Raw genomic sequence first — 23,131 nt, 5'->3', positions numbered from 1 at the left:
GCCGCCTCCCCCCCCGGCCGGCGGGGGCGGGCGGGGGCCGGGGGCCGCCGGCGCCCCCCCCCCACCCCCCGCCCGCGGCCTCACATGGTGGCGGCGTCGATGACGAAGCGGTAGCGCACGTCGGAGGCGATCACTCGCTCGTAGGCCTCGTCGATGCGGTCGGCGGCGATCACCTCGATCTCCGCGCCGATGCCGTGCTCGGCGCAGAAGTCCAGCATCTCCTGGGTCTGCGGAATGCCGCCGATCATCGAGCCGGACAGCGAACGGCGGAGGCCCGCCAGCGCGGAAGCCCGCACGCTGTAGGGCTGCTCGGGTAGCCCGAGCGCCACCAGGCTGCCGTCCAGCCGCAGCAGTTTGAGGTAGTCCTCGATCGGCAGGTCGGCGGAGACGGTATTGATGATGAGGTCGAAGGATCCGCGCAGCTTCTTGAAGGTGTCGCGGTCACCGGTGGCGTAGTAGTGGTGCGCCCCGAACCGCAGGCCGTCCTCCTGCTTGGACAGCGAGTGGCTGAGCACGGTGACCTCCGCGCCCATGGCCGCGGCGATCTTCACGCCGATGTGCCCGAGCCCGCCCATACCGATGATGGCGACCCGCTTGCCCGGTCCGGCGTGCCAGTGCCGCAGCGGCGAGAAGAGGGTGATGCCCGCGCACAGCAGCGGCGCGGCCACATCCAGCCCGATGCCCTCCGGAATGGCCAGCACGAAGCTCTCGGTCACCACGATCTGCGTGGCGTAGCCGCCGAGGGTGCGCCCGCCCGCCTGCTGTTCGGCGGGCACCGGGCTGTTGTAGGTCCAGACCGCCCCGTTCTCGCAGTACTGCTGTTCGCCGGCCAGACAGGGGTCGCAGTGTCCGCAGGAGCCGACCAGGCAGCCCACCCCGACCCGATCGCCGATCCGGTGCCGGGTTACCTCGGAGCCGACCGCGGCCACGATGCCGGCGATCTCGTGGCCGGGCACGCACGGATAGGCGGTTCCCCGCCACTCGTTGCGGGCGGTGTGGATGTCGGAGTGGCAGATACCCGCGTACTTGACGTCGATCAGCACGTCGTAGGGGCCCAGTTCGCGGCGCTCGATGGCGATTTTCTCGAAGGCCGCGTCCGGGGCGGAGACCGCGTAGGCGGTAGCAGTGCTCATGAGGTCATGCCTACTCCCGCATGCCCGAAATGACCAAGCGATCGTTCGATTTCTCACCGGCGGCGCGGCGTGGCACTCCGGCCGCCAACGGCGTCATGCTGGCGGAATGGCCATTCTGCTGTCCCTGCTCTCCATGTGCGCGACCCTGATCGGCGGGCTGCTGGCGGTGCACATCGGTGATCGCAAGCGGCTGGTGCTCGGCCTGGCCGCGGGCGTCATGCTGGGCGTGGTGGCCTTCGACCTGATGCCCGACGCGCTGGAGCAGGACGGCCGCATCGCGCTCGGCGTGCCGGTGCCGCTGCTGGCCGCGGTGGTCGGTTTCTTCACCGTGCACGTGATCGAGCGCTCGATGGCCCTGCACACCGGCTACGAGGACGAATTCGTCGCGCACCGGCACAATCACGACTTCTCCTCGCTGGGCCTGCTCGCGGGCGCGGGCCTGGTGTTCCACTCCACCCTCGACGGCCTCAGCATCGGCTTCGGTTTCCAGGCCGGCGCGGCGGTCGGCGTGGCGGTGGCCATCGCGGTCATCTGCCACGACTTCGCCGACGGATTCAACACTTTCACCCTGACCACGCTGTACGGCAATGCCCGCACACGCGGCCTGATCATGCTGGGGCTGGATGCCGTCGCCCCGGTGGCCGGCGCGATCATCGGCACGCTGGTGCGGGTGCCCGCCGAACTCGTCGGCCTGTATCTCGGCTATTTCGCGGGCTTCCTGCTCTATCTCGCCACGGCCGATATCCTGCCCGAGGCACATGCGGGCAAACCCGCCCGGGGACCGCTGCTGTGCACCCTGGCCGGGGTGCTGGCCATGTTGGCTGTTGCGGCACTGAGCCATTGAAATACTGGTACACCAATAGACAGACATGCTCGAGCCGGCGGGCGAACCGCAATCGGGAGGGTCCGTGGACAGCGACACGCGCGGGGTTGATCCGGCGGGCGGCGCTACCGGCCCCTACCCGGTCCGGGGCCGTCGGCCCGGGCGGGGCGGGCGCACCCTGGCACTGGTCGTCGCCGCCGTCCTCGGCATCACCGGATTCCTGGGCTACCGCGGCGAACTGCCGCGCTGGCCGTTCCGCGACGATGCCACCACGGCTGAGCTGGCCGGCCCGGCGCTGCCGCCGCTGGATGTCGATCTGGTCTCACGGGTGGCCGAACCAGCGCTGGTGAACATCACCGCCGGCATCCGGCCCTACGGCCTGGGCGCGGCCGGCTCCGGCATCGTGCTGACCGCCGAGGGCGAGGTGCTCACCAGCCACCACGTCATCAAAGGTGCTGACACCGTGACGGTTTCGGATGTCGGCACCGGCGCGACCTACACCGCCACCGTCGCCGGCTACGACTCCGGCGCCGATATCGCCGTGCTGGATCTGAACGGCGCCGGCGGGCTCCCGGTCGCCCATATCGGCAACTCCGCCCCACTGCACCTGGGCGACGCCGTGCTGGCCATCGGCAATGCGGGCGGCACCGGCTCACCGACCGCGGTGGGCGGGCCCATCACCAATCTGGATTCGGCCATCGTGGCGCGCAATGCCGCCGACCTGTCACGGAAATCGCTGCACGGCATGATCGAGGTCGCGGCCGCGGTGGCCGCCGGGCAGTCCGGCGGCGCGCTGGTGGACCGCTACGGCTCGGTCATCGGCGTCATCACCGCCGCCTCGGGCGACATGCAGAAGGCAACGGGCAAGGGCCCCAACGGTTATGCCGTGCCCATCGACACCGCCATGAATGTGGTCCGCCAGATCCGTTCCGGCACACCGACCGACACCGTGCACATCGGCCCGACCGCCACCCTGGGCATCCTCACCTCCGACGCGCAGCCGGCCGGCGCGCGCATCGACGTGTCCATCTACGGACTACCCGCCTACGAGGCCGGACTCACCGACGGTGAGGTCATCACCGCCCTCGACGACCGCCCCGTCACCAGCTCACAAATGCTGAAAGCCGCACTCAACGCCCACAGACCGGACGATGTGGTGCGGCTCGAGGTCAGCGATCCGAACGGCGGGCACCGGGCGGTGAACGTGACGCTCACCGTCGGCCCGCCCAACTAGAACTTGCTGTTCCAGTACGACTGGAACTGGAGGTACACGATCAGGATGACCACCGCGTAGAAGACGGCGACCAGCGTCCACCGCCACTCCACCAGGATCTGCAGCAGTCCCCGCGAGCGTCCCCACAGCACATTGGTCACGATGGCCAGCAGCGCCGGCGTCACCGCCCACACCACCATGCACCACGGGCACAGCGCGTGAATCTTGAACACCGCGTCCCACACCAGGTAGCAGATGGACGCCACGCCGAGCAGCAGGCCGAACCACATGGCGCCGAAGAACCAGCGCGGCAGGGCGATTCCGCACACCAGCAGCACGCCGACGGTGACGAAGACCGAGAACCCCACCACGCCGATGATCGGATTGGGGAATCCGAACATCGACGCGGTCGGCGATTCCATGACCGTCGAGCACGAGAGGGTCTGATCGATGGAACAGATCGGCTTGTAGCCGGGCTCGGTCAGCGACTTGAACTTCTCCACCAGCAGCGTCACCGACGCCGCCCAGCCGATCAACGCACCCAGCAGCAGCGGCCAGGCCGAGCGGGGACCTGCCGCGATCATCACTTGCTCGCGTTCTCGATCGCCGAGGTCATGCCGCCCGGGCTCATGAGCGTCTTGGCATCCTGCACCTGGCTGCCGTTCACGTACACGGTCGGGGTGGACTGCAGACCGGTGGCGAAGACCGCCTTGGTCTCGTCCTTCACGAACTGGATGTACTTGCCGTCCCGAATGTCCTGTGCCACCTGCGGATCGGTGTATCCGGCGTCGGCCGCGATCTGGACGAGCTGGTCATCGGTCATGCCGTTGCCGTTCTCCGGCGGCTGCTTGCCGAACATGGTGCCCAGCCAGGCCTGGAACTTCGACGGGTCCGCGGCCGCGACCACATAGGCGGCATTGGCCGCGCGGGTCGAGTACTGGTTGCCGTTGGAGGCCCGGTCCAGGAAGGAGATGATGTTGTAATCGATGGTGGCGGAACCGTTCTGGACCGCCTTGGCCAGCACGTCGGAGTTGTAGCCCTCGAACATCTTGCAGGCCGGGCACTGCAGGTCGGCGACGATCTGGATCTTCGCCTTGGCGTCCGGATTGCCGATGCGGATGGCGCCGCCGGGGGTGACGTTCGGCGGAGTCGCGCCCGAGCTCGGATCGTGGGTGACGGCCGGGGCGAACGACGCCGACGACGCGGCCGGCGCGCCCTTGTTGTCGTCGTGCTTGCGGATCGCCAGACCGATGCCGATGGCCGCCACCAGACCGACCAGGACCGCGGCCACGCCGACCTGGATGAAGATCTTGCGGTTGCGTTCGGCCCGCGCCGCCTTCGCGAGCGGATTTTTACGGTCACCCGGTTTAGTGCTCACCTCTGTGCTCACCACGCCTTCCGTTGTCACGACACGTGCGCGCCCATCTTCACCCGAGAACCTGAGAGATTCCTGCATGTACGCGTGCCGAGTCGCGCCCGGTCCGCGGCGACGAGCGATTTTCCGTGGTCAGCGGCGAGAATTCACCCGGTAGCGGTGTTTATCACCCCTGGATGAGACGTTTTTTCTGTTCGGCGATATCGAACTCCGCGGGCGGCCAGTCCAGCTTCAGGCCCTGCAGGGCGTCGATGAGCAGTTCGGTGACGGCCAGCCGTGCGTACCACTTGGAATCGCAGGGCAGTACGTACCAGGGCGCGTAGTCGGTATTGGTGCGATCCAGCACCGCCTGGTACGCCTCCTGGTACTGCGGCCAGTACGCGCGCTCATCGATATCGCCCGGGTTGAACTTCCAGTACTTGTCGGGCCGGTCCAGCCGCTGCATGAGCCGCTTCTTCTGTTCGTCCAGCGAGACGAACATGGCCACCTTCACCACGGTGGTGCCGTCGTCCACCAGCTTGCGCTCGAACTTGTTGATCTCGTCGTAGCGCTTGCCCCACACCTCCGGCGCGACCAGATCGTGCACCCGCACCACCAGCACGTCCTCATAGTGCGAGCGGTCGAACACGCCGAGCTGCCCGCCGCGCGGCAGCTTCTTGCGAATGCGCCACAGGTAGTGGTGCTTCTGTTCCTCCGGCGTCGGCACCCCGAAGGCCGCGTGGTCCACGCCCTGCGGGTCCACCGAACCGATCACGTGCCGGACGATGCCGCCCTTGCCCGCGGTGTCCATGCCCTGCAGCACCAGCAGCACGCTGCGGGTGTCACCGGAACGGCCGTTGGCATAGAGCTTTTCCTGCAGATCCGACAACACCGCGCGGCGTTCCTCGAGCAGGGCCTCGCCGGCGCGCTTGTCGCCCTTGAAACCCGGAGTCGCGGATGTATTCAGATCCTTCACCCTGACGCCATCGGCGCGTAGCGCCTTGGTGACCGGTTTCGACCAGGATGTCGCCTTCGCCATTCATCATGCCTAGCACGGGGGCGTGGTTTCCCGCAGGCAACCGCGCCGAACTCCGACCGGTGCCCGCACTCACACCCGGGCCAGCCGCACCAGGTGGGCGGCCAATTCCTCATCGGTGACCGGGGTCAGGGTGAGGTCGGCGGCCGTGGTCAGCAGATAGCGGCCGTCGCCGGAGAAGTCCAGCCAGGTGCGATGCCGGGTCGGCGGCGACAGCGGATTCGCCGGTTCGACCGTGACGGTGATGAATCCGCGCCCGTCCACCGGATCCCGCAGTTTGCGGCGGAAGCGGTCGGCCTCCGCGCCGGTGCCGGCGGCGTCGGGGTACAGCACCGCCTGCTGCGGTTCGCGCAGCGGCTCCAGCCGTCCCGGCGGCGCCGATCCGATGACCTCCACCAGTTCCCGCCCCAATTGCTCAGCGGGACACAGCGATACCGTCACCGTGTCCGGCAGTGAGACCAGAATGCCCACCCGCTGCTGTGCCACCGCCGCGAAGGCGAGAATGCGCCGGGCCTCCGGGCCCGCGGTGCGCTCGCCGTACAGGGTGACGGTGGTGGTGTCGGTGCGGGCGCACAGGGTCAATGCCGCGGCCAGGTCGGGATCGGTGCGGCGCAGGAAGCGCGCCGGCGCTCCGCCCGGGGTATTCGGCCCGAATTGCGATGCGTCGCCGGGGTTCTCGGGTGCCGCCGGAGTCGTGTCGAGTGGATAGGGACGGCGTTCCAGATCGGTTTCGCGGGTCCAGATCATCGCGAACTCGTCCGGGGTCAGGATCCATTTCACGTGGCCGACCCCCCTTTCTTGGGTACCACCTCCGTCCCGTCCGCGACCCTACCGGAGAGATTCTGCGGGTGCTGCCTGTCACCGGCACGCACAATCTGTGACCTGCCGCACTCCTTCGGCGGGTTGCTATCGCCGGGTGGCGAAATCGGCGAGTCCCGCTACCGCCGTGTCGAATCCGTCGGTCGCCGCTCGGATCACGGTGGCGCGCACCGTCTCCGGGTCCGCGCCGGCCAGCGTGGCCCGGCGGATCTCCGCGTGCAGCGCGCGATCCAGGCCCGCCAGGGCGGCCGCGACGAGCCGCGCGGTGGGGTCGTCCGGGCCGGTGCCGGTGGCCTCGGCGAGCGCCTCGGCCAGCGCGGTCTCGGTCTGCTCGCCGAGCCGGCGCAATCGGGCCTGCAGGGCGGGACTGTCGTCGATCAGGCGCCAGAAGGTGGTGGCGCCGGGGGAGAGGCCGAGGGTGGGATCCTCGCGCCGCACCCGGTCGAGGAAGGCCCGCCGCACGGCCGCGGCCGCCGACTCGCCCGGTACCCGGTCGCGCACCGCGGTGGCGAGCCGGTTCGCGACCTCGTCCTGACGGTCGAAGAACAGGTCTTCCTTGGTCGGGAAGTAGTTGAACGCCGTGTTGACCGACACGTTCGCGGCGCGCGCCACCTCGGCGACGGTCACCTTGTCGAAGCCCTTCTCCACGAACAACGCCATGGCGGCGTCGGCCAGCGCGGTCCGGGTGGCGCGCTTCTTCTCCTCGCGCAGTGCCAACGACCACTCCTTCCTGTCGCAGAGCAGTATAGGTGTGACACTAAAATTGGTGTGACACCAAAATTTGAGATACGGTCGGACCCATGACGCTCAGATTCGGCATCTACGCCGGCGGACTGGCCGGCGATCAGTTCGGCAATGTCACCCCCGGTCCACCGGAACAGGCCGACCGCATCACGGCGGCCCTGGACGAACTGCACGGCGAGCATCCGTTCGTGGTGCGCGGCTACGTCCTCTACAGCGACGCGCGCGGCGGATTCCAGCAGGCCCCGCCGCAGCCCTGGCAGTACGCCACGGCGCACCGGAAACTCGATCTGGTGGTGTGCTTCCACGAACCCGGCGACGACCTCACCGGCTGGCTCGCGTTCCTGCGCAAGCAGATTCGTGAGTACGGACCGGTGCTCTGCTCACTGCAGATCGCGGAGGAGCCCAACCATGCCGGACCCGGCGGCAACGGCGGCTACCCGCAGGTCCGGCAGGCCATCATCGAGGGGGTGCGCGCCGCCCGCGCGGAGGTCGACCGGCTCGGCCTCGCGGTCCGCATCGGCTGCAACGCGACACCGATCTTCGATCCGGCACAGGAGTTCTGGACCGATCTGGGCCGCCGGGGCGGGCGCGAATTCGCCGCCGCGCTCGACTATGTCGGCCTGGATTTCTTCCCCGACGTCTTCCGCCCGATCGCCGCCGAGAGCCTGGAAGCCGCCATCACCGCGGTGGTGACCGCCTTCCGCCGCGAAAGCCTGTCCGCCGCGGGCATTCCGGCCACCACCCCCATCCACATCACCGAAAACGGCTGGGCCACCGGGCCGGACCGGTCCTATGCGCGGCAGGCCGAGATGCTCGGGACCGTGGTGCGCCTCGTCGACGGCTTGGCCGGCGAGCTCAACATCACCACCTACGAGCACTTCGGCCTGCGCGACTCCTACAGCGATCAGGGCGATATGAACCTCGAATTCGGGCTCCTGCGTTCGGATTACACGCCGAAGCCCGCCTTCGATCGCTACCGCGAGCTCATCGCGGAATACAGCACTCCGGCGTGATCGCCGTGGCGCGCCGGATGTGATCGCCGTGGCGCGTCAGACGGGTGCGACCTCGATGGTGATGCCCGCCGCGCGCAACCGCTCGGTCAGCGCGTCACCCATGGCCGAGGCCGGGGTGAGGATGCCCGCCAGCTCCGGCAGGCTGTCGAACGCCAGGCACAGGCCGGACTGGCCCAGCATGACCGAGGTGGCCTGATAGCCCGGGTCACCCTTGCCGGCGAAGGTGCACTCGTACTTCGCGCCCGAGGTGGTGTGCGCGAAGGTACGCATGGTGAACCAGCCGCTGCGCCGGGCCTGCTCGCTCGGCCCGGTGCCCGGCTTGGGCACGATGCGGTCGATCAGCTTGCGGCCCACGGCCACTCGCGAGAGCACCGCGCCCGCCGCCATGGTGGCCACGATCCCGCCCGCGATGCCCGCGGCGACCAGCGGCGCGGTGGCCGAGGAGCCCGCGCTCATGACCTCCCGGTAGCGGAAGTTCTTGCCGTACGGCCAGCCCAGCAGGCCATTGGAGCGGCGCACGATCTTGGTGTTGTGCGCGCCCATGACGAAGGTGGCCACCCAGCCGTCCAGGCTCGGATCGATGGCCGAGGCCCGCGAGAGCGCCTGATCGCTCTGGCGGCCGACGTCGGGCTCCATGGCCTTGTCGGGGCTCAGCGAATACGGGTGCGACATCACCGACGCCTTGCTCGGATCCTCCGCGATGGCCTCCATCATGGCCCGCCCGGAATCGATGGTGCCGCCGCTGGCCCCACCCTTGAGCCAGGCCACCAGGGTGACGTCGGTGAGCTCGCCGGCGTTGTCCGCGACACTGCGCTTGTACAGCTGATACACGCTCAGATCCGACGGAATCGAGTCGTAGCCACAGGAATTCACGATCTTCGCGCCGGTCTCGGCGGCCCGCTCGCCGAAGCGGTCGATGCACTCCCGGATGAACAGCGGCTCACCGGTGAGATCGGCGTAGTGCGTACCCTTCTCGGCGCACGCCTGCACCAGCGGCAACCCGTAGCGCAGGTACGGGCCCACGGTGGTGACCACCACCGAGGTGCGCGCCGCCAGCGCGTCCAGGCTGGCCTGATCGGTGGAATCCGCCTGCACCAGCGGCCATTCCGCCGCCGCGGCCCCGAGTTCCGCGCGCACGGCGGCCAGCTTCTCCGGCGACCGCCCGGCCAGCGCGATGCGCGCACCGGCCGGTGCCGCCTCGGCGAGATACTGCGCGGTCAGCTTGCCTACGAAGCCGGTCGCCCCGAATAGGACGATGTCGAATTCCCTGTTGGCCATGGCTCTCTTTCCCGTCGGTGAGGTTTCACGCCTTGGCGGCGCGCTTACGGGTCTTCTTGGTCGGCCCCCCGGTGGTCGGCGCCGGAGCCGGGCGGCTCGCCAGCCAGTCGTGATGGGCGCGGCCGAGTTCGGTGACCGGCTCGTCCCCGTAGAGCCACTCGCGCGCGATGCGATGCCAATTGCCGGTCGCCTCCAGCTGCCCCAGCATGCCGAAGGTGAGGAAGTCGGCCCGCCGGGAGAACAGGTGCTCGGGCGGCAGATTCTGCTGCTTCATCCCGGTGAACTCGCTGGCCCGCGGATCCACCGCCAGAACGAAAGCGCCGGAGGCCAATTCGGGAGTGATGGTGAGATCCTCGTCCACCAGCGCCCATTCACAGGCCGCCAGTACGTATTCCAGGCACTCCTCGGGCGTGATCTCCTCCGGCGAATCGATGACCCCGCGCTCGACCATGAGATCGCGCAGATCCTCGGCCCGCTCCTCGGCCGCGGCGCGAATACAGATGGCCTCGAACTGCACGTGCTCGGGATCCATCCGGTTGAAGAGCCCGAAATCCAGGAACGCCACCCGGCCGTCCGGGCCCAGCAGCAGATTGCCCGGATGCGGGTCGCCGCAGAACTCGTTGAAGGTGAACAGCGAGCCCACATAGAAGCGGTAGATGATCTCGCCGATCCGATTGCGTTCCGCCGCGGGCAGTTCCCGGATCTCGTCGAAGCCGCGGCCCGGGAAGTACTCGCTCACCAGCACGCGGGTGGTGGACAGTTCCGGGTAGGTGGTCGGCACCACGATGAACGGGTGCCCGGTGAACAACTCCGAAATCTGTTTCTGGGTAGTGGCTTCCGCGACGTAGTCGAGTTCGCTCTCCAGATTCAGGCGCAGTTCGTCCAGCACGGCCGGGGTCACCCACGGCATGGCCGACTGCAGGATGCGCCGGAACATGGCCAGGTTCTTCAGGTCCGCGCGCACCGCGACGTCGATGCCCGGGTACTGCACCTTCACCGCGACCTCGCGGCCGTCGTGCAGCGTCGCCTTGTAGACCTGCCCGATCGAGGCCGCGGCCACGGGTTCCGGATCGAATTCGGCGAAAACGGCCTCCAGCGGCTGCCCGAAGTCCTCCTCGATGACCGCCCGCATCACCTCGAACGACACCGTGGGCGCGCTGTCGCGCAGTACCGCCAGCCGGCGCTGGAACCGATCCCGATGCTCCGGCGGCACCAGATCCAGGTCCAGCACGGACAGCATCTGCCCGAGCTTCATGGCCACACCCTTCATGGTGCCCAGCACCATGACCATCTGCTCGGTGGCCCGGATCATGGACTCCTCGGCCATCCGCGCCCGCACGGCTTCGGAGCGGCCGCGCATGGATCGTCGAGTCTTCTGGGCGCGCAAGGCATTACCGGCGACGGCAATTCCCAGCTTCGTCCCCCGCGCAAGCCTGGATGTGGGCAGCTCTTTCGCCATAGTGACCCTCCATGGGAGCCAACACCCCCGTTGGTGCCGACACGGCGGATACCCCGTGGTGTGGTCCGCCGGGTTCAGCCTAACCACACTGCGAACTCGAGTGCTAGCCGTCAGCTAGCACTGTTTTCGCGGTTTTCCGGGTCCGGCAGCACGTGCGGGCGCGCGTTGAAGTAGTGCCGGTCGCCGCCCGCGCGGACCATGCCCTCGATGGCGCTCCACGCCATCATCGTGAGGTAGTCGAGCATTTCCTCGCTGGACATGGTGCGGTTGGAGATCCACCAGTCGGTGGCCAGCTGCACGCCACCGACCAGCACGTAGGACCACAGCATCGCGCCTTCGGTCTGGATGCCGCGGTCGAAGGACTTGTCGATGATGACCGCCGAGACCACCTGCGCGAAGAGCTTCTCGAAATCGGCGAGGGTGGAGGTGTCGGTGGCCGAGCCGTTGCCCATGATGAACCGGTAGACATCGGTGTCCGAGTCGACCGTGTGCACATAGGCCGCCAAGGTATTGCGGACCAGCTGATACTCGTCGAGGTCGTCGCTGATGGCCTCGTAGATGCGGGGCATCAGCGTGGTCTCGATGAACCGCTCCATGGTGGCGCGGGTCAGGTCCTGCTTGTCCGAGAAATACCGGTAGAGCACGGTTTTCGAGACGCCGATCTCGGCGGCGATCTCATCCATGCCGGCGTCGCCGCCGCGCTTGCGGATGGCGGCGAGGGTGCCGTCCACCAGCTCCTCGCGCCGGTCGATCTTGTGCTGTTGCCAGCGGCGTTTGCGGCCGTCGACACGACCACCGCGTGGACCGGTGGCCGCCTCCACGGCGGCACTCACGCTGCCTTTGGTGGTCACGCTGCGTTGGCTCCTTGTTCGCGTCCTGGGCCTGGGCCTATTCAGCTTAAGCCTCCCATGCTGTGGATCGTCGCCGATCGGGAAGGGCCCGGTGGCGGGGAGTTCGTCACACCACGCGCCAGAATGGACGATATGGAGCAACCTGCCGGCGGTGCCGGGGTACTCGACACGACCGAGCCGAAGCCGATGAAGACCACACCCAACGGCGGCGGAGCGTTCGCCGATCTCCTGGACGAAGAGGGCAAGAAGCGCGAACTGTGGCGCATGAAAGGCATTGCCACCGGCTTTCTCGCCGCGGCCACGATCATCTACATCGTCTGCGCCTGGATGAGTTCGCGCGGCGCGGGCGGCGAGTGGGTCGGCTATGTGAAGGCCGCCTCCGAGGCCGGCATGGTCGGTGCGCTGGCCGACTGGTTCGCCGTCACCGCGCTGTTCCGGCATCCGCTGGGCCTGCCGATTCCGCACACCGCGATCATCCGCAAGAAGAAGGATCAGGTGGGCGCCGGACTCGGCGAATTCGTGCGCACCAATTTCCTGTCGCCGGATGCCGTCACCGTCAAGGTGAATTCCGCGCAGATCCCGCTCCGGTTCGGCCGCTGGATGGCCGAGCCGGAGCACGCGGAACGCATCTCCGACGAGAGCGCGACCATATTGCGCGCGGTCATCGGCGTGCTGCGCGATGAGGATGTCGAGCAGATCATCGACAACACCATCGTCAAGCGGATCGCCGAGCCGCTGTGGGGTCCGCCCATCGGCAAGGTGCTCAAGGAGCTGATCGCGGACAACCGGCAGGCTCCGCTGCTGGACCTGCTGGCCGAGCGCGCGCACCAGTGGGCGCTGGACTCGCAGGAGACGCTGGACCGCATCGTGAACCGGGACGCGCCGTCCTGGGCCCCGAAATTCGTGAATTCGCTGCTGGCCGAGCGCATTTATCGGGAGCTGGTGGAATTCACCTGGAAGGTGCGCACCCAGCCCGATCACGAGGTGCGGCTGGCGGCGAATCGCTTCCTCGAGGATTTCGCCCACGATCTGCAATTCGACGACGCCATGATCGAAAAGGCGGAAAAGATCAAGACCGAGCTCATGGGCCGGCGCGAGGTCACCGGGATGGCGCAGGCCACCTGGCGGGCGGCCAAGCGCATGATCCTGGAGTCGGCCGACGATCCGAATTCCACGCTGCGCCGCAAGGTGGCCGACAATGTGCAGCAGCTGGGCGAGCGGCTCTCGACCGACGCCGCCATGCGCGACAAGGTGGACGGCTGGCTCGAGCGCGGCGTCCGGTACCTGGTCACGAACTACGGCGCCGAGTTCGCGTCGCTGGTCAGCGACACCGTTGCCCGCTGGGACGCGGAGGAGGCCAGCCGCAAGATCGAATTGGCGGCGGGCAAGGATCTGCAATTCATTCGCATCAACGGCACGGTGATCGGTTCGCTGGCGGGCCTGGTCATCTATGCCATCTCTCATTTGCTGTTCAATGGCTGAACATTTGACCAATAAGCGCCGCGGGCGGAGCGCCGGCTGTTTGCCGCGCGCCATTCGGTGAACTGCGCTAGCAGAGCGCTTGCAAGAGCTAGCACCCCGTCCTAGAATTGACCGCACAACCGCCGGAAGGTGAGTGATGAAGCACGATCCCGAGGTTCCCGAACCGATCGAGGGCGACAGCGCGGAGACGTCCGCCGCCGGAGATCGGACGGGTCGCGTAGCCAACGCGGCTCACGACATCGGGGGCTTCATCCGGGCGCAACGCGAGGCCGCCCAGGTCTCGCTGCGTCAGCTCGCACAGCTGGCGGGGGTGAGCAATCCGTACTTGAGTCAGATCGAGCGCGGGCTGCGCAACCCGTCCGCCGAGGTACTCGCCCAGATCGCGAAGGGTCTGCGGGTCTCCTCGGAGGTCTTGTACATGCGGGCCGGGTACCTCGAGCAGAGGCCGCACGGCCCTGTCCGGGATGCCCTGCTGGCCGATACCGGCCTGACCGAACGTCAGAAGCAGGTCCTCCTGGACATCTATGAATCGTTCTGCCGGGAAAACCAGGCGAACGAGGACAGAGGGGACGCAACGGACCTAATGGGGGGCGTTCCCGGGGGAGACAGGGACAACGAGGTTCCGCACCGCACAACCGAAGTTCCGCCACGCCAGGAGAGCGAACCATCATGACCGAATCGAACCTGACCGCGACCGTGACCAAGCCCATCTACGCCACGGTCGGCGCGGGTGACGCCATCTACGCCGCCGTGCTCGACGCCGTCTCGCAGATCCGCGAGCGCGCCACCTCCGCCGACGTCCAGGGCCGCATCGACGAGGCCCGCGAGCGCGTCGCCAACCTCCCGGCCGACCTGCAGGAGCAGGCCGAGACCCTGCGCCAGCGCGTGCAGGCGCTGCCGTCCGAGCTGCCCGAGGACCTGGCCGAGCTGCGCGAGAAGGCCACCGCCGAGGAGCTGCGCAAGCTGGTCGACCAGTACTACCACCAGCTGCTGGACCTGTACGCCGACCTGGCCGCCCGCGGCGAGGAGACCGTCGAGAAGCTGCGCAGCAACCCGGCTTTCGAGGAGCGCTTCGAGCAGGTCGAGACCCGCTACAACGACCTGCTGTCGCAGACCCAGGACATCATCGGCAAGGTGACCGACCAGGTCGGCCCCTACATCGGGCTCGCCGGCAAGGAAGAAGAGGCCGAGGCCGAGGAGGCCGTCGACGCCGAGGTCGTGGACGTGACCACCGAGACCGCTCCGGTCGAGGACGAGACCCCGGTCAAGAAGGCTGCCGCCAAGAAGGCTCCGGCCAAGAAGGCCGCCCCCGCCAAGAAGGCTGCCCCCGCCAAGAAGTAGATCTCGCACTTCGCGAAAAAGCTTGTCGCCCTCGCACACTCACGTGTGCGAGGGCGGCCGCGTTTCGGGGGAACGCAGCCGGCCTCCGAGGGATGCGATGCCACCGGGCGGCGTGAGCATCGGAGTTCCGCAACCCGTGTCGTGGTGAGAAGCCCTGGTGGGCAGGGCTTCACCCGTATGATGGGTGAGGTGATGGGAATCCCCAGCTTGATCTTGACGGTGTTGCAGCTGTGTGCGCTCGGCATGACGGTGTTCGCGCTCGTGCACGCGATTCGCCAGCGCCCGGATGCCTTCACGGCCGTCGACAAGCTGACCAAGCCGGTGTGGATCGCGATTCTGCTGGCATCGCTGGGCGCCCTGCTGCTGGCGCAGACCCCGGTGGGGATTCTGGGTATCGCGGCGATCGTGGCCACCGGCGTCTACCTCGCCGATGTCCGGCCGAAGGTGGATGAGATCCAGCGCGGGCCGCGCTGGTAAACCCGCGTTCGAGACACTCGGCCGCCACTCCGGATCTTCCGGGTGGCGGTCATTTTTTTTTCACATCAATGCGCCGGCCGGGGGTGAGGGGGTTCCGTCTCGGGAACTTTTCGGGTGCTTGCACTAGCAAGCACGGGCCGGCGCGGGTTACTGTATCTAGCAGTAACACAAAGGAGTGTCCAATGCGGGCAATGCTGCCTCACCGGGCGAACCTCAGCCGGAAGGTCCGTGACCTGGTGCGCGAGCACCGGGCGGACCTGCGCACCCGGACCTACGGCAATGCGGATCTGAATCCGCCCGCCGGTCCCTACGAGGTCGTCCCGGTCACCGCCTCCGATGGCGCCCGGCTCCGGGTGCACGCCTACGGCCCGGCCGACGGCGACGTGATCGTTCTCGTGCACGGCTGGACCTGCTGCCTCGAATACTGGAACCCCCAGATCAACGCCTTCGCCGGCGAATACCGCGTCATCGCCTACGACGTGCGCGGCCACGGCGAGAGCGACGAGGGCACCGCCCCGCTCACCATCGACCAGCTCGCGGACGATCTCGCCGTTGTGCTGGATGCCGTGCTGCAGCCGGGCCGGCGTGCGGTGCTGGTGGGGCACAGCCTGGGCGGCATGACGATTCAGGCCTGGGCGGGCCGGTATCCGCAGCGGGTGCGGCGGCAGCTGCTCGCGGTGCTGCTCACCAACACCGCGGGCGGCGACCTGATCGCCGAGACCACCGTGGTCCCGTTCTTCAATCGGGGCATCGCGAAGCTGCCGTTCCTGGTCGGCCTGCTCGGGCTGAGCGCCCCGATTCTCTTCCCGCCGATCCTGCCGGTGACGTGGGTGTTCCGACGGCAGATCATGAGCCTGGCCGCGGTCGGCGATCTCGCCGCCTTCGGCCTGAACATCGTGCGCTCGTGCCCGGCGCGGGTGCGCGGCCGGTTCGGGACCCTGCTGTCCTACCTGGATGTCGGGCGCGGCGCGGCCAAGCTGACCGTGCCGACCACCGTCATCGCCGGGTCGGCCGACGATATGACCCCGCCGGTGCACTCGGAGCGGATCGTCGAGATGCTCACCGCGACCGGCAGCCTGGACGGGTACCGAATTCTTCCGACCGGTCACCTGGGGAACGTGGAGGCGTACCGGGAGTTCAATGCCGAACTCGACCGGATCGCCAAGTCCGCGTTCGGAATCCCCGCGCGGGTGGTGGGCGCCTGAGGGGTGGGTCCGCCCACCCCTGAGGTTCCTTAACGGAGACGGCAGTCACAACGAACATAGTTGTAGAGCAAGAAGATATACCCCTGCTTGCTATTGCAAGCACCTTGGTTAGCGCGCTACGGTGGTCTGGAACACAAAGGAGTGCTCATGCTGGTGAAACTGCCAGAGGCCGGTGTCGGCGCCGACGCGCTGACCGCGCCCTTCCGCTCCGGGCTGCGGTCCCGGAACTACCGGACCGCATCGCTCAATACCCCGCGGCCCACCGAGGTCATCCCCGTTACCACGCGTGACGGCGCGAAGCTGCGCGTGCACGCCTACGGTCCGGCCGACGGTGAGGTCATCGTGCTGGCGCACGGCTGGTCCTGTGCCATCGAATACTGGAACCCGCAGATCAATGCCTTCGCCGGCGAATACCGCGTGGTCGCGTTCGATCAGCGCGGCCACGGCGAAAGCGAAAGCGGCAAGCGCACTTTCAGCGCCCATCAGCTCGCGGACGATCTGTCCGATGTGCTCGACGCGGTGTTGCGCCCGGGCCGGCGGGCGGTGCTGGTCGGGCACAGCATGGGCGGCATGACCATTCAGGCGTGGGCCGACCGCTATCCGCACCAGGTCCAGCATCGGGCCTCGGCAGTGCTGCTGGCCACCACCGCCGCGCGTCAGATTCCCAACCGCGCCACCGTGATTCCGCTGCTCAATGATGTGATCCCGGGCCCGGACTGGCTGGCGCTGGCGCTGTTCGGCACGCCGGTGCCGCTGCCCGGCGGTCCCGCGGTCAACCTGATCGCCAAGCATCGGCTGATGACTCCGGCCGCCACCCGGGACCAGATCCTCTTCGGCACCTCGATCGTCCGTTCCTGCCGCCCGTCGGTGCGCGCGGCCGTGGCCCGGGGCCTGCTCGAACTCGATCTGCACGGTGCCGCAGCGCATTTGACGGTCCCGACCACGGTGATCGCGGGCTCGCACGATCGGCTGCTGCCGGAGGTGCATTCGCGCGAGATCGCCGACACCCTCGCCGCCGCCGGACATCTCGACCGGTACACCATTCTGCCCACCGGGCATCTGGTGAACATCGAGGCCGAGAAGGCGTTCAATGTGGAGCTGCACCGGGTGATCCGCCGGTCGCGCCGCGCCCCGGTCGCTGTCGCCGGCTGACCTCGGAGACCACAACGCCCGCCCTGGGAAAACCGGGGCGGGCGTTGGCTTTTCGGGTCCTATTCGAAGACGACGGTGCGGCGGCCGTGTACCAGCACCCGGCCCTCGAGATGCCAGCGCAGGCCGCGGGCCAGCACCACCCGCTCGATATCGCGGCCCTGGCGGACCATGTCGCGCACGGTGTCGGAGTGGTCGATGCGGGTGACGTCCTGCTCGATGATCGGGCCCGCGTCCAGCTCGGCGGTGACGTAGTGGCAGGTCGCGCCGATCAGCTTGACGCCACGGGCGAAGGCCTGGTGGTAGGGACGCGCGCCGACGAAGGACGGCAGGAAGCTGTGATGGATATTGATGGCCTTGCCCGCCCAGTGCTCGCACAGCTCCGACGGCAGCACCTGCATGAACCGGGCCAGCACCACGGCGTGCGGGTCGTGCGCGTCGACCAGGTCGCGCACCTGCTCGAAGGCCGGGCCGCGTTCGGCCGGGTCCTTGGGGAAGGGCACGTAGTGGAACTTGATGCCGTGCGCCTCGGTCATGCCGGCCAGGTCCGGGTGATTGCCGATGACGGCCTCGATGGTGGCGGGCAGCTCGCCGCTGGTGGCCCGGCCGAGCAGGTCGTGCAGGCAGTGGCCGTCCTTGGAGACCAGCAGCACCGCGCGGCGGCGTTCACCGGAATCGTGCACCTGCCAGTCGGTCTCCGGGCCGAGGTCGGCGGCGACGGCGGTGAAGCGGCTGCGCAACTCGTCCAGATCGAACGGCACGGTGGCGGCCTCGAGCGCCTGCCGGGTGAAGAACCACCCGGTTTCCAGGTCGGAGTGATAACCCGCCTCCACGATCGACCCGCCGAAATCGGCGATGAACGAGGTGATGCGGGCGATGATGCCGGGACGATCCGGGCAGCCCAGGGTGAGCACGTAACGACGGTCGTCCAGGGTGGAACTCATACCGCACATCCTCCCAGCAACCGCCGGGCACCGGATCAAAGGGGTGATTCAGTGCTGCCGCTCACCGCATGCCGGGCACCGCTCACAGCATGTAGAAGGCGTCGGCGTAGCGGAATTCGCCCTTGATCTCGAGTTCGTAGGCGGTGAGCGGGCGGACCTGGAAGTGGGTGGCCCACTCCGGCTGGTCGGGGACGATGCCCAGCCGGCTGCCCGGGACGAAACCGAAGCGCGGGTAGTACTCGAGGCTGCCGAGCAGGCCCACCAGTGGTTCGTCGAGCGCGTCGGCGGCGCCGAGGGCCGCGTGCATGAGAGCCGAGCCGATCCCTTTGCCCTGATGGTCGGCGCGGACGCCGATCGGGCCCAGCGCCAGCACCGGGAACGGGCCGATGCCGGCCCGGGTGAGGCAGACGTGCCCGACGATCTGATCGTGGAACTCCGCCACCAGCGACAGGGTCGGGATCCAGGCGGATCCGTCGTCGCGGAGGAGATGGACCAGACCGACTTCGACGGGGTCGCCGATCGGCTCGGAAGCGGGGGTATCACCGTCGGCATCCGCGGAGCGATCGAAGGCGCTGCGGTGCACCGCGTCGATCGCGGCGGCATCGCCGGTACGTTCACGACGGATCAGCACGCCTACAAGTCTGCGCGACAACGGTGGCGGCCCGCAACGAAATTCGCCGGGCGTGTGCCAAACTCGGTGCTCATGGCACAGATTTCCCGTCGTGACGTGGCGGCGATGATCGATCACACCCTGCTGTCGCCCGATGCCACACCCGCCGAGGTGGCCGCGCTGGTGGACGAAGCGCGCGAACTGGGCGTGTTCGCGATCTGCGTATCGCCATCCATGCTGCCGGTGCGTGCGCCGGGTCTGGTGGTGGCCACGGTCGCGGGTTTCCCTTCCGGCAAACATCATTCGCTGGTGAAGGGGGCCGAGGCGCGGCTGGCGGTGGACCAGGGCGCGGCCGAGGTGGACATGGTGATCGACGTCGGCGCGGCGCGGGCCGGCGATTACAACGCGGTGCTGGCGGACATCGTCACGGTGCGCGAGGCGATCGGGGATCGGGCGCTGCTCAAGGTGATCATCGAATCCGCCGCGCTCACCGACGAAGCCATTGCCGAGGTGTGCCGGACCGCCGAGCGGGCGGGCGCGGATTTCGTGAAGACCTCCACCGGATTCCATCCCGCGGGCGGTGCGAGCGCGCATGCCGTGCGGTTGATGGCGGAGACCGTCGGCGGGCGGCTCGGAGTGAAGGCCAGCGGCGGTATCCGGAGCGCGGCGCAGGCGGCGGAACTGATCGCCGCCGGCGCCACGCGGCTGGGACTGTCGCGGTCTCGTGAAGTGCTGGAAGGGTTTCCGGACTAGCAGTCGATCGATTGCTGCTGCTGGTTCGGATCCGCCTTCAGCTCGGTGTGCCCGCCCTGCAGTGCGACGTGCAGGCCGTCCTTGGTGACCTCGACCTTGGTGGGCTGCAGGCCCAGCGGGTAGCTCTGCAGGCTCTGCGTCATGAGATCCACGATGCCCGAGACCAGATCGGTGGGCAGGCCGAAGCCGAGCAGTGAGGCCTGCAGGGTGTCGACCTCGATCTTGTCGCCGACAATCTTTGGCTTGACCTGCAATTGGGCCAGGCCGCCCAGCACCGCGAAGCTCAGCGTGCCGGAGCCGGGATCGGCGGTGGTGCCGGAGACCATGCCGCCCAGCGTCTTCGTGATGCCGTCGGTGCTCCAGGTGACATCAGCGGTGGAGCTGTCGACGGTGGCCTGCTGGCCGCCATCGGACATTTCGAGGTTTTTGAAGGTGGCGTGCACGACCATGCCCTGCGCCGGGCCGAACTTGGAGTCGTCGCTGTTCACCGTCACCGAGCCGACCTTGTGGTCGAACATGGTGAGCAGCAGTGGTTTCCAGCCGAACGACACATCGATCTTGGAGCCCATCTGCGCCTGGAACTGCGAGCTGATGCACTTCTCGACCTTGTTGCGGGCGTAGGCCTCACCGCCCGCCAGGCCGCCCGCCACCAGCAGCGTCGACACCAGGCCCACGATGAGCAGGGTCCGCTTGCGATTTCGTCGCTTGCCGGACGAGCCGCCCTGCCCGCCACCGCCGTTCATCGGGGGCGGCGGCGTGCCGGGCGGCAGCTGCGGGCCGCCGGGCTGCGGAATCGAACCGGAGGTGTCGGTGCCGACCGGCAGCACCGTGGTCGGCGCGGTACCGGTCGAGTGGCCCGGACCGGCGGTGGCGCCGGGAGCGTAGGCCGCCTCGCCCGGGTGGAGGGCCCGGGTGGGCTGGGCGCCGTGCTGGGCGGTGGGGTCGTTCCACCAGTCGGTGGTGGCGCCCTGGCCGTTGAGCACCTCGGTGGGCGAGTCGTGCTCCGCACCCAGGATTTCGGTGGGCGTGCTGTCCGGCTTGCCGAATTCGACCGCCTGCGCGGCAGGGTTGTCCGGCTGCGCGACGGTGGCGTCGCGCTTGGTCGCGTCGTCCGAGGTGGGTTCCGAATTCATGGAGGCGATTCTTCCCGAGCTTTCTGAGTGAGCTCTGTGCATCCTGTGAGGTGTCGGCTCACACGCGTGGATTGTGACATAACGCACATGGGTGCCGCTTATCCTGAATGTCATGGCTGGGAACGCGGCACCGGAGCCCGATCCGGAGTACGGATGGCACGCGTTGCGGGAGCAGGCCGCGCGGCACGCGGGGTATTTCACCACCCGTCAGGTGCTGCGCACCGGCTGTGAGGTCCGGATTCGCGACGGGTTGCGGGACGGCAGCATCCTGCGTTCGGGGGTCGGGTTGCTGCGGATGGCCGACTGGCCGGACGGGCCGCTCGACGAGTACGCCATGTGGTCGGCCTGGTTCGACGGGGCCGCGGCGGTCTCGCACCACAGCGCCGCCGAACTGCACGGGCTGGGACGGTTGCGGCCGCGGTTCGTGCACCTGTCGGCGCGGGTCGGGCGGTTCCCGCTGTCGCCGCGGCTGGTGGTGCTGCGGCGCAGCTTCGCCCGCAAGGATGTGGAGTCGGCGGGGGCCTTCCTGGTGACCACACCGCTGCGGACCGTGCTGGATCTGGCCGAAGCCGGGATCGGGCAGGCCGCGCTGGACGAGGTGGTGGCCGACGCCGTCGCCATCCACCGCTGCGCCCGCGCCGAAATTCGTTCCGCCAGTACCGCTCTGGATCCGGCCACGGCGGCCCGGCTGCACCGGGCCCTGACCCGCGCCCAGGAGGACCCGCGTTAGGGGCCGCCCGGGGTTTTCGCGGTGTGGTGGTCGAGTTTTGCGGCGGCTCATTTCATGGCAGGGTGACTGTTCATGGGGACGGTCGGTGCTGACGTGTGGGATCTGGTGTTTCCGCCGGGCCCGCCCGAGCGGATCGCGGACATGTTCTCGGCGGCCGTGGTCGCCGACGCGATCCGGCCCTACGACGCCGATCTGGCGCAGTCGGTGGAGACCTGCCGGGACTGGCGGCGCGGCTACCACCGGGTTTTCCGGGGCATGACGGCGCTGGCCATCGGCGCGCCGGAGGTTTCGATCGGCATGGCCGAGGCGGGGCTGGGCGCGGTGCGCCACATGCTGCGGTTCACGGTCGGGCGCACGGTGGCGGCGCTGGACACCGTCGATGTGGACGCCGAGGCCGGCGCGACGGTTCTGGAGACCGCTGAGGTCCCGGGCGCGGCCCCCGCGGTGAAACGCCTCGAGGTGCCGTGGCGCGGGCTGCTGCTGGCCGAGGACGCGCTGCGGTTGCGCCTGGCCGAGTGGCAGACCCGCGGGATTCTGGAAGCCGACTTCGTGGCGGCGATCGAGCGGGTTGTCGATCATCCGGAATGGTTGCGGCTGCCCGGTTTCCGGGTGACCGTGACCGGTGCGGACGCCGAGCTCGGACCGCTGCGGCCGCTGCTGGGGTGGGGCGCGGACGTGCTCGCGGTGGATCGGCCGGGCCGGGTGCGATGGGAGCGGTTGCGGGCGGTCGCGAAGGCCGGGGCGGGGGTCATGCGGTTCCCGGTCGCGGACGGCGAACCGGGCGTGGACATCTCCCGGAGTTTTCCGGCTCTGGCCAAGTGGATCACCGCGCACAGTGACGCCCGGCCGGTGCTCGGGTTGTATGCCGGGCTGCCCGGGGCGGCCGGTGTCCGGCTCGCCGCCGCGTCCGACGTGCTCGCCGAGACCCTGCTGCGGCATCATTCCGATGCCGCTCTGGCGCTGCTCGGCTCGCCGACCGACACCTACGCCGTGCCCGCCTCCGTGGTGGCGGCGGCCCGGGATCGCTTGGCGGAGCGCGGTATCCGTGGCAGCGCCCAGGATCTCCTGCATCGCGTGGCCCCGCACTCGCTCTATCGCCTCAACTACACGCGCCCGATCTTCGACTCCGAGGGCGGGGCCTGGGGTCTGTTCGACAATCTGCCCGCCCTGACCGGACCGGATTACGCCCTGGCTCAACGTCTTCCGCGCTGGCGAGCTGTCCTGGCCCGGGCGGCGGAGCGCACCGTGTCCTTCACGGTCGCCCCGCCCGCCTGGACCCGCAGCGTCGCCCGCGAATACCCCTGGCGCACTGCGGCATACCGTGCCGCCTCGCGGTTCGGCATCGAGGTCTTCGACCCCGCCACCGCCCGCACCCTGCTCGCCGCCAAGCTGGTGGCGGATCTGTTCGCGGACGACGAACCCCGGAATGCCAACCCGGAGGCCCTCTTCGCCGCCGGCGCGGCCCACGGCGGCCTCTGGCGGCAGCCCTTCGCCCCGCGCTCCTTGCTGGCCCCGGCCGCGATCTCCGGCACGATCCAGGAGCTGCGCCACAAGCTCCCCTGATCCGCGTGCGGCGGCGTATCC

24 protein-coding genes are annotated in these 23,131 nt (G+C 68.7%); 12 read left to right on the top strand and 12 right to left on the bottom strand.

The features are described 5' to 3' along the window. Nucleotides 1-80: 80 nt before the first annotated feature. Nucleotides 81-1,133: an NAD(P)-dependent alcohol dehydrogenase gene (locus tag ABZV44_RS36875; protein ID WP_354847052.1), complete on the bottom strand. Its 1,053-nt coding sequence runs from the start codon at nt 1,131-1,133 to the stop codon at nt 81-83. 106 nt (nt 1,134-1,239) lie between these two features. Here ABZV44_RS36875 and ABZV44_RS36870 point away from each other — a divergent pair, with 106 nt between their 5' ends. Both ABZV44_RS36870 and ABZV44_RS36865 read left to right on the top strand, forming a co-directional pair. Continuing rightward, complete coding sequence (locus tag ABZV44_RS36870; protein ID WP_354847049.1) at nt 1,240-1,977, top strand: ZIP family metal transporter; 738 nt, start codon at nt 1,240-1,242, stop codon at nt 1,975-1,977. Nucleotides 1,978-2,041: 64 nt separating this feature from the next. Next, nucleotides 2,042-3,190: a trypsin-like peptidase domain-containing protein gene (locus tag ABZV44_RS36865; protein ID WP_354847046.1), complete on the top strand. Its 1,149-nt coding sequence runs from the start codon at nt 2,042-2,044 to the stop codon at nt 3,188-3,190. On the opposite strand, the gene ABZV44_RS36860 is transcribed toward ABZV44_RS36865, so the two are convergent. The 5 genes from ABZV44_RS36860 to ABZV44_RS36840 all read right to left on the bottom strand — a co-directional run bounded on the left by ABZV44_RS36860 (nt 3,187) and on the right by ABZV44_RS36840 (nt 7,095). Next, nucleotides 3,187-3,753, bottom strand: coding sequence for a vitamin K epoxide reductase family protein (locus ABZV44_RS36860; protein WP_354847044.1), 567 nt, complete (start codon nt 3,751-3,753; stop codon nt 3,187-3,189). The two genes, ABZV44_RS36865 and ABZV44_RS36860, sit on opposite strands and share 4 nt — an antisense overlap. Further along, a complete protein-coding gene (locus ABZV44_RS36855; protein WP_354847041.1) occupies nt 3,753-4,547 on the bottom strand; it encodes a thioredoxin domain-containing protein in 795 nt (264 codons plus the stop codon). The genes ABZV44_RS36860 and ABZV44_RS36855 overlap by 1 nt, the downstream gene beginning before the upstream one ends. A 163-nt stretch (nt 4,548-4,710) precedes the next feature. Then, nucleotides 4,711-5,562 carry a polyphosphate kinase 2 family protein gene (locus ABZV44_RS36850; protein WP_354847038.1) on the bottom strand — a complete coding sequence of 284 codons (852 nt, stop codon included), beginning with the start codon at nt 5,560-5,562 and terminating at the stop codon, nt 4,711-4,713. Between the two features lie 69 nt (nt 5,563-5,631). Continuing rightward, nucleotides 5,632-6,339, bottom strand: a complete 708-nt coding sequence (locus tag ABZV44_RS36845) for an ESX secretion-associated protein EspG (RefSeq protein WP_354847035.1) — start codon at nt 6,337-6,339, stop codon at nt 5,632-5,634. Nucleotides 6,340-6,465: 126 nt separating this feature from the next. Then, the gene (locus ABZV44_RS36840) at nt 6,466-7,095 is read right to left on the bottom strand and encodes a TetR family transcriptional regulator (RefSeq protein ID WP_354847032.1); all 630 of its coding nucleotides are present in this window, start codon (nt 7,093-7,095) and stop codon (nt 6,466-6,468) included. 83 nt (nt 7,096-7,178) lie between these two features. Here ABZV44_RS36840 and ABZV44_RS36835 point away from each other — a divergent pair, with 83 nt between their 5' ends. Then, nucleotides 7,179-8,135 (top strand): hypothetical protein, encoded by a 957-nt coding sequence (locus tag ABZV44_RS36835; RefSeq protein WP_354847029.1) that lies wholly within the window; start codon nt 7,179-7,181, stop codon nt 8,133-8,135. 36 nt (nt 8,136-8,171) lie between these two features. Here ABZV44_RS36835 and ABZV44_RS36830 read toward each other — a convergent pair whose 3' ends face one another. From ABZV44_RS36830 to ABZV44_RS36820, 3 genes are all read right to left on the bottom strand, one after another. Next, complete coding sequence (locus ABZV44_RS36830) at nt 8,172-9,413, bottom strand: saccharopine dehydrogenase NADP-binding domain-containing protein (RefSeq protein WP_354847026.1); 1,242 nt, start codon at nt 9,411-9,413, stop codon at nt 8,172-8,174. A 25-nt stretch (nt 9,414-9,438) separates the two neighbouring features. Further along, nucleotides 9,439-10,872 carry an AarF/ABC1/UbiB kinase family protein gene (locus ABZV44_RS36825; protein WP_354847023.1) on the bottom strand — a complete coding sequence of 478 codons (1,434 nt, stop codon included), beginning with the start codon at nt 10,870-10,872 and terminating at the stop codon, nt 9,439-9,441. 110 nt (nt 10,873-10,982) lie between these two features. Next, entirely contained in the window at nt 10,983-11,693 is a 711-nt protein-coding gene (locus tag ABZV44_RS36820) for a TetR/AcrR family transcriptional regulator (protein ID WP_354847181.1), read from the bottom strand. A 216-nt stretch (nt 11,694-11,909) separates the two neighbouring features. On the opposite strand from ABZV44_RS36820, the gene ABZV44_RS36815 reads away from it, so the two are divergent. The 6 genes from ABZV44_RS36815 to ABZV44_RS36790 all read left to right on the top strand — a co-directional run bounded on the left by ABZV44_RS36815 (nt 11,910) and on the right by ABZV44_RS36790 (nt 17,380). After that, nucleotides 11,910-13,205 (top strand): DUF445 family protein, encoded by a 1,296-nt coding sequence (locus tag ABZV44_RS36815; RefSeq protein WP_354847178.1) that lies wholly within the window; start codon nt 11,910-11,912, stop codon nt 13,203-13,205. A 136-nt stretch (nt 13,206-13,341) separates the two neighbouring features. Beyond that, complete coding sequence (locus ABZV44_RS36810) at nt 13,342-13,878, top strand: helix-turn-helix transcriptional regulator (RefSeq protein WP_354847020.1); 537 nt, start codon at nt 13,342-13,344, stop codon at nt 13,876-13,878. Then, nucleotides 13,875-14,546, top strand: a complete 672-nt coding sequence (locus tag ABZV44_RS36805; protein ID WP_354847018.1) for a heparin-binding hemagglutinin — start codon at nt 13,875-13,877, stop codon at nt 14,544-14,546. Before ABZV44_RS36810 ends, ABZV44_RS36805 begins: the two co-directional genes overlap by 4 nt. A gap of 180 nt (nt 14,547-14,726) precedes the next feature. Next, entirely contained in the window at nt 14,727-15,023 is a 297-nt protein-coding gene (locus ABZV44_RS36800; RefSeq protein ID WP_354847175.1) for a DUF2516 family protein, read from the top strand. Nucleotides 15,024-15,205: 182 nt separating this feature from the next. Then, a complete protein-coding gene (locus ABZV44_RS36795) occupies nt 15,206-16,228 on the top strand; it encodes an alpha/beta hydrolase (protein ID WP_354847015.1) in 1,023 nt (340 codons plus the stop codon). A gap of 147 nt (nt 16,229-16,375) precedes the next feature. Beyond that, on the top strand, nt 16,376-17,380 hold the full coding sequence (locus tag ABZV44_RS36790) for an alpha/beta hydrolase (RefSeq protein WP_354847013.1): 1,005 nt from the start codon (nt 16,376-16,378) through the stop codon (nt 17,378-17,380). 59 nt (nt 17,381-17,439) lie between these two features. On the opposite strand, the gene purU is transcribed toward ABZV44_RS36790, so the two are convergent. Together purU and ABZV44_RS36780 are read right to left on the bottom strand one after the other, a co-directional pair. Beyond that, on the bottom strand, nt 17,440-18,321 hold the full coding sequence (gene purU / locus ABZV44_RS36785) for a formyltetrahydrofolate deformylase (protein ID WP_354847010.1): 882 nt from the start codon (nt 18,319-18,321) through the stop codon (nt 17,440-17,442). Between the two features lie 82 nt (nt 18,322-18,403). Next, nucleotides 18,404-18,952: an N-acetyltransferase gene (locus tag ABZV44_RS36780; protein WP_354847007.1), complete on the bottom strand. Its 549-nt coding sequence runs from the start codon at nt 18,950-18,952 to the stop codon at nt 18,404-18,406. A 72-nt stretch (nt 18,953-19,024) separates the two neighbouring features. On the opposite strand from ABZV44_RS36780, the gene deoC reads away from it, so the two are divergent. Beyond that, complete coding sequence (gene deoC / locus ABZV44_RS36775; protein ID WP_354847004.1) at nt 19,025-19,684, top strand: deoxyribose-phosphate aldolase; 660 nt, start codon at nt 19,025-19,027, stop codon at nt 19,682-19,684. Here the strand turns inward: deoC and ABZV44_RS36770 are convergent. Next, the gene (locus ABZV44_RS36770) at nt 19,681-20,817 is read right to left on the bottom strand and encodes a DUF2993 domain-containing protein (RefSeq protein WP_354847001.1); all 1,137 of its coding nucleotides are present in this window, start codon (nt 20,815-20,817) and stop codon (nt 19,681-19,683) included. The genes deoC and ABZV44_RS36770 overlap by 4 nt on opposite strands. 112 nt (nt 20,818-20,929) lie before the next feature. On the opposite strand from ABZV44_RS36770, the gene ABZV44_RS36765 reads away from it, so the two are divergent. Further along, complete coding sequence (locus tag ABZV44_RS36765; protein WP_354846999.1) at nt 20,930-21,547, top strand: hypothetical protein; 618 nt, start codon at nt 20,930-20,932, stop codon at nt 21,545-21,547. 72 nt (nt 21,548-21,619) lie between these two features. Further along, nucleotides 21,620-23,110 carry a hypothetical protein gene (locus ABZV44_RS36760; protein WP_354846998.1) on the top strand — a complete coding sequence of 497 codons (1,491 nt, stop codon included), beginning with the start codon at nt 21,620-21,622 and terminating at the stop codon, nt 23,108-23,110. Nucleotides 23,111-23,131: the final 21 nt, after the last annotated feature.

This window comes from Nocardia sp. NPDC004860 (genome assembly GCF_040609015.1).
GTDB lineage: Bacteria > Actinomycetota > Actinomycetes > Mycobacteriales > Mycobacteriaceae > Nocardia.
The sequence above is the reverse complement of the archived record's forward strand: the minus strand, read 5'-3'. Positions and strand labels throughout refer to the sequence as shown.